12 protein-coding genes are annotated in these 14,921 nt (G+C 51.0%); 7 read left to right on the plus strand and 5 right to left on the minus strand.

Annotated features, from left to right (window positions below; all coding sequences use genetic code 11):
* Positions 1-78 precede the first annotated feature (78 nt).
* The 3 genes from aldB (at position 79) to NNN64_RS02625 (ending at position 3,293) form a co-directional block, all read left to right on the plus strand.
* The gene (aldB, locus tag NNN64_RS02615; RefSeq protein ID WP_271440368.1) at positions 79-1,617 is read left to right on the plus strand and encodes an aldehyde dehydrogenase AldB; all 1,539 of its coding nucleotides are present in this window, start codon (positions 79-81) and stop codon (positions 1,615-1,617) included.
* 210 nt (positions 1,618-1,827) lie between these two features.
* Positions 1,828-2,151 (plus strand): DUF3302 domain-containing protein, encoded by a 324-nt coding sequence (locus tag NNN64_RS02620; RefSeq protein ID WP_103769449.1) that lies wholly within the window; start codon positions 1,828-1,830, stop codon positions 2,149-2,151.
* A gap of 5 nt (positions 2,152-2,156) precedes the next feature.
* Positions 2,157-3,293, plus strand: coding sequence for an HlyD family secretion protein (locus NNN64_RS02625; protein WP_271440369.1), 1,137 nt, complete (start codon positions 2,157-2,159; stop codon positions 3,291-3,293).
* Positions 3,294-3,309: 16 nt separating this feature from the next.
* On the opposite strand, the gene NNN64_RS02630 is transcribed toward NNN64_RS02625, so the two are convergent.
* Complete coding sequence (locus NNN64_RS02630; protein ID WP_271440370.1) at positions 3,310-4,260, minus strand: LysR family transcriptional regulator; 951 nt, start codon at positions 4,258-4,260, stop codon at positions 3,310-3,312.
* Positions 4,261-4,381: 121 nt separating this feature from the next.
* Between NNN64_RS02630 and NNN64_RS02635 the strand changes: the two genes are divergently transcribed.
* Positions 4,382-5,122 carry a MipA/OmpV family protein gene (locus NNN64_RS02635; RefSeq protein ID WP_271440371.1) on the plus strand — a complete coding sequence of 247 codons (741 nt, stop codon included), beginning with the start codon at positions 4,382-4,384 and terminating at the stop codon, positions 5,120-5,122.
* A gap of 100 nt (positions 5,123-5,222) precedes the next feature.
* Here the strand turns inward: NNN64_RS02635 and NNN64_RS02640 are convergent, their stop codons facing one another.
* Together NNN64_RS02640 and NNN64_RS02645 are read right to left on the minus strand one after the other, a co-directional pair.
* The gene (locus NNN64_RS02640) at positions 5,223-7,178 is read right to left on the minus strand and encodes a glycoside hydrolase family 127 protein (RefSeq protein ID WP_271440372.1); all 1,956 of its coding nucleotides are present in this window, start codon (positions 7,176-7,178) and stop codon (positions 5,223-5,225) included.
* 10 nt (positions 7,179-7,188) lie between these two features.
* Positions 7,189-8,589, minus strand: a complete 1,401-nt coding sequence (locus tag NNN64_RS02645; RefSeq protein WP_271440373.1) for an MFS transporter — start codon at positions 8,587-8,589, stop codon at positions 7,189-7,191.
* A gap of 252 nt (positions 8,590-8,841) precedes the next feature.
* On the opposite strand from NNN64_RS02645, the gene NNN64_RS02650 reads away from it, so the two are divergent.
* Together NNN64_RS02650 and NNN64_RS02655 are read left to right on the plus strand one after the other, a co-directional pair.
* Entirely contained in the window at positions 8,842-9,657 is an 816-nt protein-coding gene (locus tag NNN64_RS02650) for a helix-turn-helix domain-containing protein (protein ID WP_271440374.1), read from the plus strand.
* Between the two features lie 98 nt (positions 9,658-9,755).
* Positions 9,756-10,229: a 4Fe-4S dicluster domain-containing protein gene (locus NNN64_RS02655; RefSeq protein ID WP_271440375.1), complete on the plus strand. Its 474-nt coding sequence runs from the start codon at positions 9,756-9,758 to the stop codon at positions 10,227-10,229.
* Positions 10,230-10,265: 36 nt separating this feature from the next.
* Here the strand turns inward: NNN64_RS02655 and avtA are convergent, their stop codons facing one another.
* Both avtA and malS read right to left on the minus strand, forming a co-directional pair.
* The gene (gene avtA / locus NNN64_RS02660; RefSeq protein WP_271440376.1) at positions 10,266-11,516 is read right to left on the minus strand and encodes a valine--pyruvate transaminase; all 1,251 of its coding nucleotides are present in this window, start codon (positions 11,514-11,516) and stop codon (positions 10,266-10,268) included.
* 176 nt (positions 11,517-11,692) lie between these two features.
* Complete coding sequence (malS, locus tag NNN64_RS02665) at positions 11,693-13,723, minus strand: alpha-amylase (RefSeq protein WP_271440377.1); 2,031 nt, start codon at positions 13,721-13,723, stop codon at positions 11,693-11,695.
* A 316-nt stretch (positions 13,724-14,039) separates the two neighbouring features.
* On the opposite strand from malS, the gene NNN64_RS02670 reads away from it, so the two are divergent.
* On the plus strand, positions 14,040-14,864 hold the full coding sequence (locus NNN64_RS02670; protein ID WP_061066797.1) for a protein bax: 825 nt from the start codon (positions 14,040-14,042) through the stop codon (positions 14,862-14,864).
* The last annotated feature ends 57 nt before the right edge of the window (positions 14,865-14,921 follow it).

Below are 14,921 nucleotides of genomic sequence, written 5' to 3' on the forward strand. Positions count from 1 at the left end.
CGTAAAGCAGTAAAAGGCTGGCGAATTATTCGCCAGCCCCGTCTACCCTTGTAGTACCCCTACAGCAAGGAGACGGTCATGACCAATAACCCCCCTTCAACGCGTATTTATCCCGGCGAGTATGGTTACCCTCTGAAGTTAAAGGCCCGATACGATAACTTTATCGGCGGCAACTGGGTCGCACCGGTGGACGGTGAGTATTACCAAAATCTGACGCCAGTCACCGGGCAATTACTGTGCGAAGTGGCCTCTTCCGGCAAAAAGGATATCGACCTGGCACTGGATGCTGCGCACAAAGTTAAAGAGCAGTGGGCGCATACCTCGGTGCAGGACAGGGCGGCGATTCTGTTCAAAATTGCCGACCGTATGGAGCAAAACCTGGAGCTGTTGGCCACCGCAGAAACCTGGGATAACGGCAAACCTATTCGCGAAACCAGCGCCGCTGACGTGCCGCTGGCCATTGACCATTTCCGCTACTTCGCCTCCTGTATCCGCGCACAGGAAGGGGGAATTAGTGAAGTTGATAGCGACACTGTGGCGTATCACTTCCACGAACCTCTTGGCGTGGTAGGACAAATTATTCCGTGGAACTTCCCACTGCTGATGGCGAGCTGGAAGATGGCGCCTGCGCTGGCGGCGGGGAACTGCGTAGTGCTCAAACCTGCGCGTCTGACACCGCTTTCTGTGCTGCTGCTGATGGAAGTGGTGGGTGACCTGCTACCGCCTGGCGTGGTGAATGTGGTGAACGGCGCGGGTGGGGAAATCGGGGAGTATCTGGCGACGTCAAAACGCATTGCGAAAGTGGCATTTACCGGTTCGACGGAAGTCGGGCAGCAGATCATGCAGTACGCAACGCAAAACATCATCCCGGTGACGCTGGAACTGGGCGGTAAGTCGCCAAATATCTTCTTCGCTGATGTGATGGATGAAGAAGATGCGTTCTTCGACAAGGCGCTGGAAGGCTTTGCGCTATTTGCATTTAACCAGGGTGAGGTATGTACCTGCCCAAGCCGCGCATTGGTACAGGAATCCATTTACGAACGTTTCATGGAAAGAGCGATTCGTCGCGTAGAGAGTATCCGCAGCGGCAACCCGCTGGACAGCGTCACACAAATGGGGGCGCAGGTTTCCCATGGTCAACTGGAAACCATTCTGAATTACATCGATATTGGTAAGAAAGAAGGGGCGGATGTGCTGACCGGCGGACGGCGTAAGCAGCTGGAGGGTGAGCTAAAAGAAGGCTACTACCTCGAACCGACCATTCTGTTCGGTAAGAACAACATGCGTGTTTTCCAGGAGGAGATCTTTGGCCCGGTACTGGCGGTCACCACCTTTAAAACCATGGATGAGGCGCTGGAAATCGCCAATGACACGCAATATGGGCTAGGCGCCGGTGTCTGGAGTCGCAACGGTAATCTGGCATACAAGATGGGACGCGGTATTCAGGCAGGCCGTGTCTGGACCAACTGTTACCACGCTTACCCGGCCCACGCCGCGTTCGGCGGCTATAAGCAGTCGGGCATCGGGCGCGAGACACACAAAATGATGCTCGAGCATTATCAGCAAACCAAGTGCCTGTTGGTGAGCTACTCGGATAAACCGCTAGGACTGTTCTAATATCCCGCCACTTACTGCCCGGGCGCGTTTAGCGTACCGGGCATCAAGTTATGTCCTGCCGCTCGAAAGACGACGGGTATATATAGAAACCCATATATCGTTATATAAATAACACCATTGCATCTAATCTGGTCATTCCACTACTATTATCAACGCTATTGTTTAAATCAAACAGCAGCCGATTATTTAATTTAAATCCCTGAGGCAAATATGTTCCTTGATTATTTTGCATTAGGAGTGCTTATTTTTGTATTCCTGGTCATTTTTTACGGGATTATTATTCTGCATGATATTCCCTATCTCATTGCAAAGAAACGTAACCATCCACATGCTGACGCAATACACGTCGCGGGCTGGGTTAGTTTGTTTACCTTACATGTTATTTGGCCCTTTTTATGGATCTGGGCAACGCTTTATCGTCCGGAACGCGGGTGGGGCATGCAGAGCGCGGATTCTTCCCTGATCCAGCTTCAGGCAAGGGTTGCCGATCTGGAAAAGAAACTGGGTGAGGCGAAGACCTCTCCGGCGGAGTAATATCGATGGATTTACTGATTGTTCTAACCTATGTCGCGTGCGCATGGTCAATATTTAAAATTTTTAAAATTCCTGTAAATAAATGGACAGTACCCACCGCAGCATTGGGTGGCATATTTATTGTGTGCGGTCTTATATTACTGATGAATTATAACCACCCGTATACATTTAAAGCGCAAAAGGCGGTAATTTCTATTCCCGTCGTGCCGCAAGTGACGGGAGTGGTAACGGAAGTCACGGATAAGAAGAACACGCTGATCAAAAAAGGCGACGTTCTGTTTAAACTGAATCCGGGGCGTTATCAGGCGCGGGTTGACCGCCTGAAAGCCGACATTGTCACGGCCCAGCATAAAGAGCAGGCTCTTGCTGCGCAGCTGGATGAAATGCAAGCCAACACGCAGCGGGCAAAAGCCACACGTGACAAGCTGGCGAAAGATTACCAACGCTATGCGCAGGGGAGTCAGGCGAAGGTGAATCCTTTCTCTGAACGCGATATTGATGCGGCGCGACAAAACTATCTGGCGCAGGAAGCCGCGGTGAAATCCTCCGTTGCAGAACAACAGCAAATCCAGAGTCAGTTAGACAGCCTGGTGCAGGGTGAAAATTCGCAAATTGCCAGCCTGAAAGCACAGCTGGCTGAAGCGGAGTTTAACCTGGATCAGACCGTGGTTCGCGCACCCAGTGATGGTTACGTTACGCAGGTATTGATGCGGCCGGGAACCTATGCCGCAGCGCTGCCGATGCGCCCGGTAATGGTGTTTATTCCGGATCAAAAACGGCAAATTATCGCCCAATTCCGCCAAAATTCGTTGCTGCGACTGGAACCCGGCGATGAAGCCGAAGTGGTGTTTAATGCACTACCGGGTAAAGTGTTTAGCGGTAAGCTGGCGGCTATTAGCCCAGCCGTTCCGGGAGGAACGTATCAGTCGAATGGGGCGTTGCAATCGTTGAATTCTACGCCTGGTTCAGAAGGGGTGATTGCCACAATCGAATTGAATGAAAATGCGGATGTGAGCGCGTTACCTGATGGGATTTACGCCCAGGTCGCCGTTTATTCTGACCACTTCGAACATGTGTCGGTCATGCGCAAGGTCTTGCTGCGGATGACCAGCTGGGTGCACTACCTGTATCTCGACCACTAGACGCCGGCTATTTGGCCTACTCAGGCTGTCGTAGCGCCTGAGTAAGCTGCTGGCGTATCTCTGCCAACATCTCATCAAGAATAAACTGCACTCGCCAGGGCTGATATTCACGCTTGCGGAAGATCGCGACCAAATCCAGCCACCATTCATGTTGTTCAGAGAAACACGGAACCAGCAGCCCGGCCTGAACATCCTTTTGCACGCTCGTATTCGGCGCAAAAACAATGCCCAGATGGTTTCGAGCCAGCGCCAGTGCAGATTGCGTGTTGTCGCAGACGTAATTTCCCGTCACGCGGTAGTCGTGCATCTCTTTGCCACCGGTGGAGGTAAATCGCCAAATATTGGCATCGTCGATCATCATGGAATCAATCAGAATACAAGAGTGCTGTTCAAGATCTTCAGGGCCACTTATAGGATGAGTGCTAATATATTCCGGGCTGGCAAAGGCCGTTACTGCATATTTAGTAATAAAACTGGCGACCAATGATTCGTCTTTGGGATGCGCATAAGTGATTAAAACGTCACAGTCATCGGGAAACTCTACGCCTTCATAAAATGCGTTCCGTTCCAGATTACATGTTTTTAGAGAAAGGCTAATACCACCAATATCATGGATTTTAGCAATAACATGTTGTGATAAGTAAGCAATAATTCCGGTTGGTGCATATACCGTTACTTTGCCACGTTTTTCATGCTTATAATCAGCAATGAAATTATTCAACTGATCGTTTCGATCTAACATGTCATTGATGTAAGGGAGCAGCGCAGTACCAAACGGCGTGAGGGTCAGCTGCCGGGTGGTTCGGTCAAACACCTTTAGCCCTACTTTTGATTCAAAATCAGCAAGATATTTGCTGACATTGGCCTGTGCAATGCCGAGAACTGTGGCAGCGTGACTGATGTTTTCACTGGCAGCAATGACCGAAATAATCTTCAGTTCCCGGTGTTTGAGTTGTAATTTATTCATCGCCAAGCCCGATATATATAATTTTTTATATATTACTATATAAATATGGATGTTGCACCGATGAAATTGTAAGCATTATTATGCACGCGCTTTGTAGCTTATTTTAAAATGGAATGTTGGCATGTTAATTAAACGCAATATTGTGGCGCTATTTGCCTTTTCTTTTATGGCGAGTGCGACAGCCGCGGAATTTTCTATTGGCGGTGGCGCTGTATATAATGAGTCTCCTTATCGTGGATATAATGATAATGTTCACGCAGTACCGCTTGTCAGTTATGAAAGTGAATCATTTTATTTTAGGCAAACAACGTTAGGCTATATTTTGTCGAAGAGTAAAAGTAATGAATTTAGTCTTACTGCCTCATACATGCCGCTTGAGTTTGATCCAGGTGATAACGACGATCATGCGATGAAAAAGCTGGATAAGCGCGATGCGACCGCTATGGCGGGCGCCGCGTGGTATCACCATGAGAAATGGGGCAGCGTGAAAGTCTCCGCGGCGGCAGATGTTCTGGACAACAGCAATGGTTGGGTCGGGGAATTGTCGCTGTTCCGCCAAATGCCAATGGGTAAGCTGACGCTGACGCCTGCGATTGGCGTGCTCTACTATGACGAAAACTTCAACGAATATTACTACGGTATATCTGGCAATGAATCCCGCCGTAGCGGGTTATCAAGTTATTCCCCAGGCGATAGCTGGACGCCCTATGTCGGGCTGTCGGCAAAATATGCGTTAACCACTAATCTGACGTTGCTGGCAAGCGCCAACTATAGCGTGCTACCGGATGATATTAAGAATAGCCCAATGGTTGATCGCGACGACAGCTTCACCTTGATGTCCGGTCTGACATGGCGTTTCTGATTTAAATACGTGCCTGATGGCGCTTCGCTTATCAGGCCTACCTGGATGGGTGTTGTAGGCCGGATAAGACGCGAAGCGTCGTCATCCGGCACGCTTTCAGCTACTGCTCGTTTACCCAGATACGCATTTCACCTTCACCACGGTTTGCCCAGCTAAACCACGGAATAAATGTTAATGTCTGCGCCTTGCGGGAAGAGGGGGAGACATCGTAGTGCCACAAGGACTGTTGCGTCGCATCGTTCGCGCTGTGTTTCACGCCTTCAGCTTGAATCAGCATTTTATGGCTGAACAATCCCTTACCCTCAAATACCCTGAATTCACTCTCTTTCGGCAGCCACAGGTTATGTAACTCTTCACCATTGTCGGCTTGCTCCAGGCAATACACCAGCGGTCCACGTTGAACGGCAACTTTACCCGCAACATGGCGAACAAGTGGGTTCCCGTACACCCGACGCACTGGCATAGGAAGCGTCAGGCTGAGCGTATCGCCCTCCTGCCAGGTGCGACTGATGTGCAGATACCCTTTGCGAATATCCTGTTCAACCGGCAGACCATTCAGTGTGACCTGTGGTGCGGAGCACCAGTCTGGCAGGCGTAACGCCAGGGTGTGATACACCGGCTGGACTGAATCAATGGTGATTTTTACCTGCTCATGCCACGGATAGTTGCCACTAATGCGTAATTTGAGCGTCCCGTTCTCAACGGGAACCTCCATGCTATTGCCCACATACATATTGATATACAGCGCGTCCTGACGTGGTGTGTAGAGGTAATGACCAATTGAGGTTAAGACGCGGGCGATATTCGGTGGACAGCAGGCGCAACCGAACCAGCGCTGACGAACAGGTTTAACGTGATCATAAATATGATTGAATTTTAACGATTTAGGATGCACTTCCAGCGGGTTAACGTAGAAAAAATGCTTGCCGTCCAGCGCCATGCCACCGAGTACGGTGTTGTACAATGCACGCTCCATGACATCGGCATACTGGCTGTCGGCCTCCATCTCCAGCATCCGGCGGGCGAACATCATCAATCCGATTGAGGCGCAGCTTTCTGCATATACGGAATCGTTGGGTAGATCGTAATCGCTGCTAAATGCTTCACCGCTGCTCTGAGAGCCGATTCCACCCGTAATATACAGCTGGCGCTGGGCCATATTGTTCCACAGACGCAGACAATCCTGACGTTTGCTCTCGTCCTGGCTTAAACGCGCCAGATGCGCAACGCCAGTCATCAGATAGACAAAGCGCACGGCATGGCCGATGGCTGTTTGCTGTTCTGAAATCGGTTGGTGTGCCTGGCTGTAGGGCTTATCTTTCACCATCCACGCCGGGCCGTAGGTGTGCCAGTAAGAGGTTTTTCCGCGTTTTTCGTACTCTTCGTCGTAGAAATGAGGCTGTGTGCCGCGCTGCTCAACAAAGTAGTTTACCAACGTCATATAGCGTGGTTGCTGGGTAACTTCGTACAATCGCATGAGTGCCAGTTCAATTTCCGGATGACCCGGGTAGCCGTGAAGCTGGTTTTCACCTGGCCCAAAAACGCTGTCGATATGATCAGCCAGGCGGCAAACGACGTCTAACAGGCGACGTTTTCCCGTGGCCTGGAAGAAGGCGACACCTGCTTCAATCATATGGCCTGCGCAGTACAGCTCATGGCATTCAGCCAGGTTTGTCCAACGTGATTCCGGTGCTTTTACCGTAAAGTAAGTATTGAGATAGCCATCTTCACACTGTGCCGCAGCCACCAGTTCAATCACCTGATCGGCGGTCTTTTCCAGCTCGGCATCCGGTTTTTGGCACAGTGACCAGGCGACAGCCTCCAGCCATTTCGCGACGTCGCTATCCTGGAAAACCATGCCGTAAAATTCGCCCTCTTGTTGCCCGGCCGCAATACGGAAGTTTTCTATCGCATGGCTGGGATCGGCTTCGGCGATGCGGTCATTGAGTGCATCCCACTGGTAGGGGATCACCACATCACGCACCAGCTGCTGATATTGTCCGAGGAACGGATCGCTGACCGTGAGCTTATGCAGGTCGACTTCCAGTACGTTCATTTCGTGCTCCTTAAGGCTGTACATGACGCTGACGCAGATCGGTGGAAATACGCGACATCATCGGGTTATTGAGTTTGCAGATGCGGACAGAGAGTGCCAGCAGAAGGTGGAACAGTGCCGGCAGCAGCGTCTCCATGGCAGTAATACCTTGCAATGAACTGACAGTTTGGTTGCCGGCACCTGGCTGGTAGGCGACAAAAATAAACAACAAGCTGATGATCCCCGCGCTGGAAGCCCAGGCCAGTTTGATGAAAAACAGGTTGAAGGCGAAGTTCATGCCTGATGAACGAACGCCGGTTTTCCACTCGCCGTAATCGTCGGCAAAAGCCATCAGTGAGAAGTGCAACGGAAGTGTGAAGCCCAGAATAATGCCGTTGCCGAGGATCACCGCCAGCCACAATGTCTGATAGGCCGGGCCGGTTGGCAGGAACCACATCATTACCGCCAGCGCGGCCAGTACCAGGTTGGTGTAGTAATAGAGTTTGACGGTATCGATGCGACGGGTTAGCGGACTGACAATCACCGAGCCAAGGATGGACGCGAAGGTGACCATGGTGAAAAACAGCGACGTGTAAGCGGTACTGCCTTTCAGCACGTAGGTAATGAAGTACATGTACCCGCCGCCGCGAATATTGAAAACGTTGATCAGCAGGAATGACATCACCAGCATCAGCAATAGCTGGTCATTTTTACGTAGCCCGCCGATATGTTCGCGCAGGGTAAATTTCCCCATCATCGCCAGCGGCACACGCTCGCGCACCCAGAAGAAACAGCACAGAAACATTACCACCGCGATAGCACACAGTATGCCAACGCCGAACTGATAACCCTGCGCGGCATTGCCCTGACCGAGAGCATCGACCATCCACGGCAGACCTACGGAGACAAGGAATCCAGCTACACCGCACAGCACAAAGCGCCAGGACTGACAGCCGATGACCTCACTGTGACGGGTTGTCATGGTGTTGATCAGCGCGCAATACGGCACGTTGATGGCGGTGTAGCCGACGGAAAGCAGCAGATAGGTGCCAAACGCCCACGCGATTTTTACGCCCATACTGGCGTCCGGGACGGTAAAGGTCAGTACACCAATGATGCCAATGGGAACTGCGATCCACAGTTGCCATGGGCGAAAGCGCCCCCAACGGCTTTGTGTGCGGTCGGCGAGTATGCCCATAATGGGGTCGGAAATGGCATCAAATACACGCAAAGCGATAAACAGTGTACCGACCAGTGCGGGCGTTAAACCGAACACGTCGGTGTAGAAAAAGGTGAGGAAGTTCATGATCAGGCAGGTAATTACCGTTCCACCCGCATCGCCTAATCCATAACCTATCTTTTCACGCAGAGATAATTTGTCGTCTTGCGCACGTTGCGCTAAATCGCTTGTCGTAATCGGAGCCGAAGTCATAAATAACTCCTGGAGATGATGTTCAGAAAGTATCCCGCTACATTGCGGGTTTTTTAGTGGTAATTTGCAAAGTACGTTATTTATTCTGCACGAAATGTTTAGCGCAACAAGGGAAGGGAAAAGTATAAAAAGATGACAATTCCGACTTCATTATGAAAATGTGATTTTGATCCGGCAGAACATGATTTTATCGTGAATAATCAAAGGTAAAGAGCACGTTAGATAATGTAATAAGCAGAGGTTTGAATAGTTATGCTCGAATTATCCATGTCTCTTCCGATTAAAGTGCAAAATGGTGGCTTATTTATTTCCCGTGGTGTCGGTAGTCATCCGGCACGGCAATTGCAATCCTGGGAAATAATTTTTGTTGAAAAAGGGACATTAACGATTCGCGAGGGTAATGATCTTTTTCGCGTGAATGCCGGTGAAAGTTTGCTGTTATGGCCGCAACGATTACATATCGGCGTGGGGCAATTTCCAGCCGACCTGAAGTTTTACTGGCTGCACTTTGAGGTGGCGGCAGAAACCGACGCAGCCATACCTGAACCGCTACTCACAATTCCTCAGCATACCCGGGTGAGTGAGCCGCAGTATATTATTTCGCTGTTTCGCCAGTTCTTACGTGAGCAAGAAAATATACATCGCAGTATCGCATTAGAGCTGCTCTTGCTGTTGATTCTGCAGCAAATATCCGCCGCTGCCAGCGAACAGCCCGCTGATAGCCCTGGTAATGCGCTGGCATGGAAGGCCCAGCAAATTATACATACTCAGTTTCATCTGCCGATTTCGGCTTCAGCGCTGGCAAAAGAGCTACATTGTAATGCGGACTATCTGGGGCGTGTATTTCGTGGTGCTTTTCAACTGACATTAACCGAGGCGCTGCATCGTCAACGGGTGAGAGCAGCAGAAAAGCTGCTCATTAGCGATTCACTGTCGTTAACTGAAGTGGCGATGAAATGCGGATTTAATGACGTCGGTTATTTTCGCAAAATCTTTCGTAAGCACACCAGCCTGACACCGGCGGCGTGGAAGCGCCGCTATTGTAAGGAGCATATTAATTCGGCGTAACCGAAGCCTGACAAAATTTAACCGTTTCCCTTGTCCGATCAAGGCAGCATAACCGGGCTCTCTGGCACTCTGTGATTTTCATGCAGATGGAGGGGGCAATGAACGCGTTTATTATGGCGGATGCGGCGAAGTGTATTGGGTGTCGTACCTGTGAAGTTGCCTGTGTCGTCGCGCATCAGGAAAACCAGGATTGTGCGGCCGTCTCCTCTGGAGCATTTGCCCCGCGGATCCGGGTTATCAAAGATGATGCGTTTACCACTGCAGTTGCCTGCCATCAATGCGAGGATGCGCCCTGCGCTAACGTCTGTCCCACGTACGCTATTCGCCGTGAACATGGACATATCTTCGTTGAACAGGCGCGTTGCATTGGTTGTAAAAGCTGTATGCTGGCCTGCCCGTTTGGGGCGATGAATGTCGTCGCGCACACGTCACGGGTGCAGGCGATTAAATGCGATCTGTGCTGGCATCGCGAGACGGGGCCGGCGTGTGTAGAAGCCTGCCCGACCAGCGCGTTGCAGTGCATTGATGCTGTTAGTATTCAGCGGCAGCGTCTGCGGTCACAACCGCTGTAAAGCGAGTCCCGACCTGCACAGAGATCGGGGTTTTCGTCAGCCTTCAAGCCAGGCGCGTTCTATCTCTTCAGCCAGAATCTTCACGCCAGCCTCGATTTTTTCCGGGTCCGGTACGTAATTCATCCGCATGCACTGATGCGTATGCGGCCAGGGTTTATCCAGCCCTGGGAAGAAATAGTCGCCAGGCACCATCAGGACACCGCGCGCTTTCAGACGCTGATATAACAGCTCGGTGGAAATCGGTAAATCCTTGAACCATAACCACAGGAAAATCGCCCCTTCGGGTTTATGAATCAGGCAGCGATCTTCAGATAAATAGCGGCGAAGAATCGCAATTGTTTCCTGAACGCGCTGGTAATAAAACGGTTTGATAACCGTCTCAGACAGACGCAGAAGGTCGTTGCGCTTGATCATTTCGCACATGATTGCCGGACCCATTCCGCCAGGCGCAAGGCTGATAATGCCGTTCATATTGGTGATGGCGGTGATGATTTTTTCATTAGCAATAATGATGCCGCAGCGAGAGCCCGGTAGCCCCAGCTTGGAAAGGCTCATGCACAGTACAATGTTTGGGTTCCACAGCGGACGCGCTTCGCTAAAAATGATGCCTGGGAATGGGACACCATAGGCGTTATCGATAACCAGCGGAATTCCATGCTGATTGGCCAGCCGGTCCAGCTTCATCAGCTCTTCATCGGTGATCACATTGCCGGTCGGGTTCGTCGGACGTGACACGCAAATCATGCCTGTCTCTTCGCCGATATGCAGGTGTTCAAAGTCAACGTGATACTTAAACTGGCCTTCCGGTAACAGTTCGATGTTTGGGCGTGCTGAAACGAAAAGGTCTTCTTCGAGCCCTGAATCGGCATAACCAATGTATTCCGGTGCTAATGGGAACAACACTTTTCGGGTGGTTCCATCGGCGCGACGTCCGGCGAAGAGGTTGAATAAGTAGAAAAACGCGCTCTGACTGCCATTTGTCAGTGCAATATTTTGTGGTTCGATATCCCAACCCAGCTTCTCACGTAGTAGTTTCGCCAGCTCAGACAGTAGCTCGGTTTTACCTTGTGGACCGTCATAATTACAAAGCGCATCAGTGGCTTTGCCGTTTTCCAGCATCTCTGCCAGCAGAGACTGGAAGTAATTTTGCATCTCTGGGATTTGTGCCGGATTACCGCCACCGAGCATGATAGCGCCTGGGGTGCGTAAGCCGTCGTTGAGGTCCTCCATCAGGCGTGTGATGCCTGAATGGCGGGTAAATTTGTCGCCAAAAAGTGAGAATGTCATAGCAGGTGGTCTGTCGAACTCAGTATTAAAGTGGCTAACCATAGCGCTACCTATGGCGGGGTGCAAATCAGGCCTACAGAGCCGAATTGATGTTTTGTGCTGCAGATTTTTTTCTGGATAGTTTTTTATATTGAATCTGGCTTCCCGCGCCGTTGAGCACGAGAAGCCTGTTGGGATCAGCGTTGTCCGGCCCACACGACCATGACCTTATCGTCGCCGTGTTCGCGGATAAATCCGTATCCTTGCTTTAATGAAAGCGTGGTTTGTTTACCCGCTCCGATTGCGGGATGCCGGGCCCTGAACTGGCTAATTCGCTGCCAGTGTGCGACGCTGGCGGCCGATTTCCCGCTAACGTCCTGCCAGTTCATCTGCGAGCGCGTACCTTGTAACGGGTCTGAGCCGGTTGGGCCGAAGGGGCGTGCCGACTCGTCACCGTAAAAAAGTTGTACCGCGCCAGGTGCCAGCAATAACAACTCGGCGGCTTTGTCTCCACCTTCACGGAACAGCCGGGTGTCGTGTGATGAGAGATAGCTTAGCACGTTGAAATTCTGCAATTTATCGGCCATCTGTTGCCAGGTGAGATCGATATTCGCCAGACAATCGACGGCCCTGGCCGCCTGCTCCTGATAGTCAAAATTGATCATCGCATCGAAACCGTGGCGGTAATAATCGCTTTGCATGACGCCATGTCCCCAGGCCTCACCGGTCATCCAGAAGGGGTTATCATCCAGCGCTTTGTCTGGATTAGCTTTCTTCCATTCGGCCAACGCTGAGCTGGCCTGCGCTTTTAGCTGTTGCCAGGCCGGAAGCTCGACATGTTTAGCGGTATCGACCCGAAAACCGTCAATGCCGTAGTCACGCACCCACTGGCTGAGCCAGTGAGTCAGATAATCTCGTGGCGTATAACCAGGGATGGCTTTGGCGTGGGTATCCGGCTTGTGTTGATAAAAATTCGGCAAACCCGAAGGCGTAGTGGACTCCGTTTTCAGATCGGGCAGGAAAGCCAGCGACATGGTCAGGTCGTCAAAACCTGGATTGTCGTAGTCGCCAATGTCAGTGCGGATCCACTTTTCCCCCCACCATTTTTCCCACGCGGCTTTATCACTGAAGTTGATGTAATCATTAAAGCTGTGCCAGCTCTGCCCGGACACGGGTTTCCAGTCCGTCCAACGTTCACCGAGCGTTTTTTTCAGTTCCTCACCTGACAAGTACAACGCCCCAAACTGGTACTCCTGCATATCAGCCAGCGTGGCGTAACCGGTATGGTTCATGACAATATCGAACAGAATGCGGATGCCGCGTTGATGCGCGCCGTCAACCAGCGCGCGCAGGTCGGCCTCGTTACCCATATTGGCGTCGAGCGTGGTCCAGTCCTGGGTGTAGTAACCGTGATAGGCGTAGTGGGGAAAATCGCCTTTAGTACCACCGCCAACCCAGCCGTGGATTTGTTCAAACGGTGCGCTGATCCACAAGGCGTTGATGCCCAGATGTTGCAGGTAGTCGAGTTTGTTGGTCAGCCCGCGTAAATCTCCCCCGTGAAAGGTACCAATTTCCTGCATACCGTCATTGCGACGTCCATAGCTGTGATCATTAGTTGGATCACCGTTTTCAAAGCGGTCTGTCAGTACGAAGTACACCGTGGCGTTGTGCCAGTCGAAAGCGGCAGGTGCATCTGTTTCCGCCCGTTCTAACAGTAAAAGTCCATTACCGGCCGCGTCGGGTTGTAGGGTAATGGTTCCGTTTTTCACCGTTGCCGTTTGCTGGCTATAGTAATCACGTACCACGGTGCCTTCCGGGAAGGTCTGGCTCACATCCAGCGTCAGTGGCGAGCCATCCCATTTTGGACACTGGCGGATCTGGGCGGTGATGGGGTCCGCCTCATTTTTTACTGACAGCATTAGCGTCGGTGTACCGGAGCGGGTATCGACTTCCAATGTGTAATCGCCGTCTTTAAATAAACGCCACTGTGGCGGTGTGCCTTCACAGGGTTTTAGCGACAGCATCTGATTGAGTTTAATGGCATCTGTAGGCTGCCAGCACTGTTGGTCAAAATTCAGGGTCAAAGGGCGAGTACCCTTCGTCAACGCTGCATGGCTGACAAATTTACCCGTACCTTCCGCTTCGAAAGTCGGGAATCCCTGAGAAGTCCATGATGAGGCGATGGCAATGCCGGGCAGTAATACCAGCGCAACGGCGGCAAGTTTCATAATGCTGTCCTTGATGCTGCGATTTACGCCAGTTTGCCAGTGAAATCAGAGCGGAAACTCATCCTTAGCGTCGATTTTGCCCGGATGAGAGACGAGGGTGAGCGATCGCGCGCAAAAAACGACCTAATTTTGCGATAACCTCCACATTTTCTTCGAATTAACCGCACCCGAAACGGTTTGTACGTGACATAGTTTCAGAATTGGACTATTCCTTTGGGTGCTCTTGACGGCTATTTTTGATATGATTTGAGATTCATCTCTCATTTTTGTGAAAAATATAAGGTGTTGGAATGTTTAAATCCGACCAGGAGACCTAATGATATTGACTCCCATTCGACGATATGGGGCAATGATTCTTATGTTACTCACCATTGCATTTTCGGGTGAGGTGCTGGCAAAGACACACACGGCGACAACGAGTCATAAGCCCCAGGTAATCAAGGCAAGTAATACACAGGTAAGCAGTAAACAAGAGTATTCTCGCAATAGTGCAAAGAGTAGTTCACTTCCTGATTTGCGAAAATACCCTTCCGGAACACCAAGGAAAAAAGCGTTTCTCCGGACGGTTATGCCTTATATTACCAGTCAAAATGCTGCCATTACGGCGGACCGTAACTGGCTGATCTCAAAGCAGTACCAGAATCGCTGGTCACCGACTGAGCGTACGCGTATGAAAGACATCGCGAAACGCTACAAGGTGAGCTGGTCTGGTAACACGCGTAAAATTCCATGGAATACGTTGCTTGAGCGCGTAGACATCATTCCTACCAGTATGGTGGCGACTATGGCTGCGGCTGAAAGCGGTTGGGGCACATCGAAACTGGCGCGTAGCAATAACAACCTGTTTGGCATGAAATGTGTCAAAGGCCGCTGCAACAATGCACCCGGTAAGGTGAAAGGCTATTCACAGTTTGAATCGGTAAAAGAGTCGGTGAATGCATATGTCATTAACCTGAACACGCACCCGGCATACTCTTCCTTCCGTAAATCGCGCGCGCAGTTGCGTAAAGCCGATCAGGAAGTGACAGCGACCGCGATGATCCATAAGCTGAAGGGGTACTCCACCAAAGGACAGAGTTACAATAACTATCTGTTCGCGATGTACCAAGATAACCAGCGTTTAATCGCCGCGCATATGTAATTCCACAGGCCTGATGGCGCGACGCTTATCAGGCCTGTGAGTCGCTCTGTGGGCCGG

Source organism: Citrobacter sp. Igbk 14, from assembly GCF_028069825.1.
Lineage (GTDB): Bacteria > Pseudomonadota > Gammaproteobacteria > Enterobacterales > Enterobacteriaceae > Citrobacter.

Excerpts from the sequence above, each read along its gene's own strand:
- aldB (WP_271440368.1), top strand. The coding sequence starts at position 79 with ATGACCAATAACCCCCCTTCAACGCGTATTTATCCCGGCGAGTATGGT.
- NNN64_RS02620 (WP_103769449.1), top strand. The coding sequence starts at position 1,828 with ATGTTCCTTGATTATTTTGCATTAGGAGTGCTTATTTTTGTATTCCTG.
- NNN64_RS02625 (WP_271440369.1), top strand. The coding sequence starts at position 2,157 with ATGGATTTACTGATTGTTCTAACCTATGTCGCGTGCGCATGGTCAATA.
- NNN64_RS02630 (WP_271440370.1), bottom strand. The coding sequence starts at position 4,260 with ATGAATAAATTACAACTCAAACACCGGGAACTGAAGATTATTTCGGTC.
- NNN64_RS02635 (WP_271440371.1), top strand. The coding sequence starts at position 4,382 with ATGTTAATTAAACGCAATATTGTGGCGCTATTTGCCTTTTCTTTTATG.
- NNN64_RS02640 (WP_271440372.1), bottom strand. The coding sequence starts at position 7,178 with ATGAACGTACTGGAAGTCGACCTGCATAAGCTCACGGTCAGCGATCCG.
- NNN64_RS02645 (WP_271440373.1), bottom strand. The coding sequence starts at position 8,589 with ATGACTTCGGCTCCGATTACGACAAGCGATTTAGCGCAACGTGCGCAA.
- NNN64_RS02650 (WP_271440374.1), top strand. The coding sequence starts at position 8,842 with ATGCTCGAATTATCCATGTCTCTTCCGATTAAAGTGCAAAATGGTGGC.
- NNN64_RS02655 (WP_271440375.1), top strand. The coding sequence starts at position 9,756 with ATGAACGCGTTTATTATGGCGGATGCGGCGAAGTGTATTGGGTGTCGT.
- avtA (WP_271440376.1), bottom strand. The coding sequence starts at position 11,516 with ATGACATTCTCACTTTTTGGCGACAAATTTACCCGCCATTCAGGCATC.
- malS (WP_271440377.1), bottom strand. The coding sequence starts at position 13,723 with ATGAAACTTGCCGCCGTTGCGCTGGTATTACTGCCCGGCATTGCCATC.
- NNN64_RS02670 (WP_061066797.1), top strand. The coding sequence starts at position 14,040 with ATGATATTGACTCCCATTCGACGATATGGGGCAATGATTCTTATGTTA.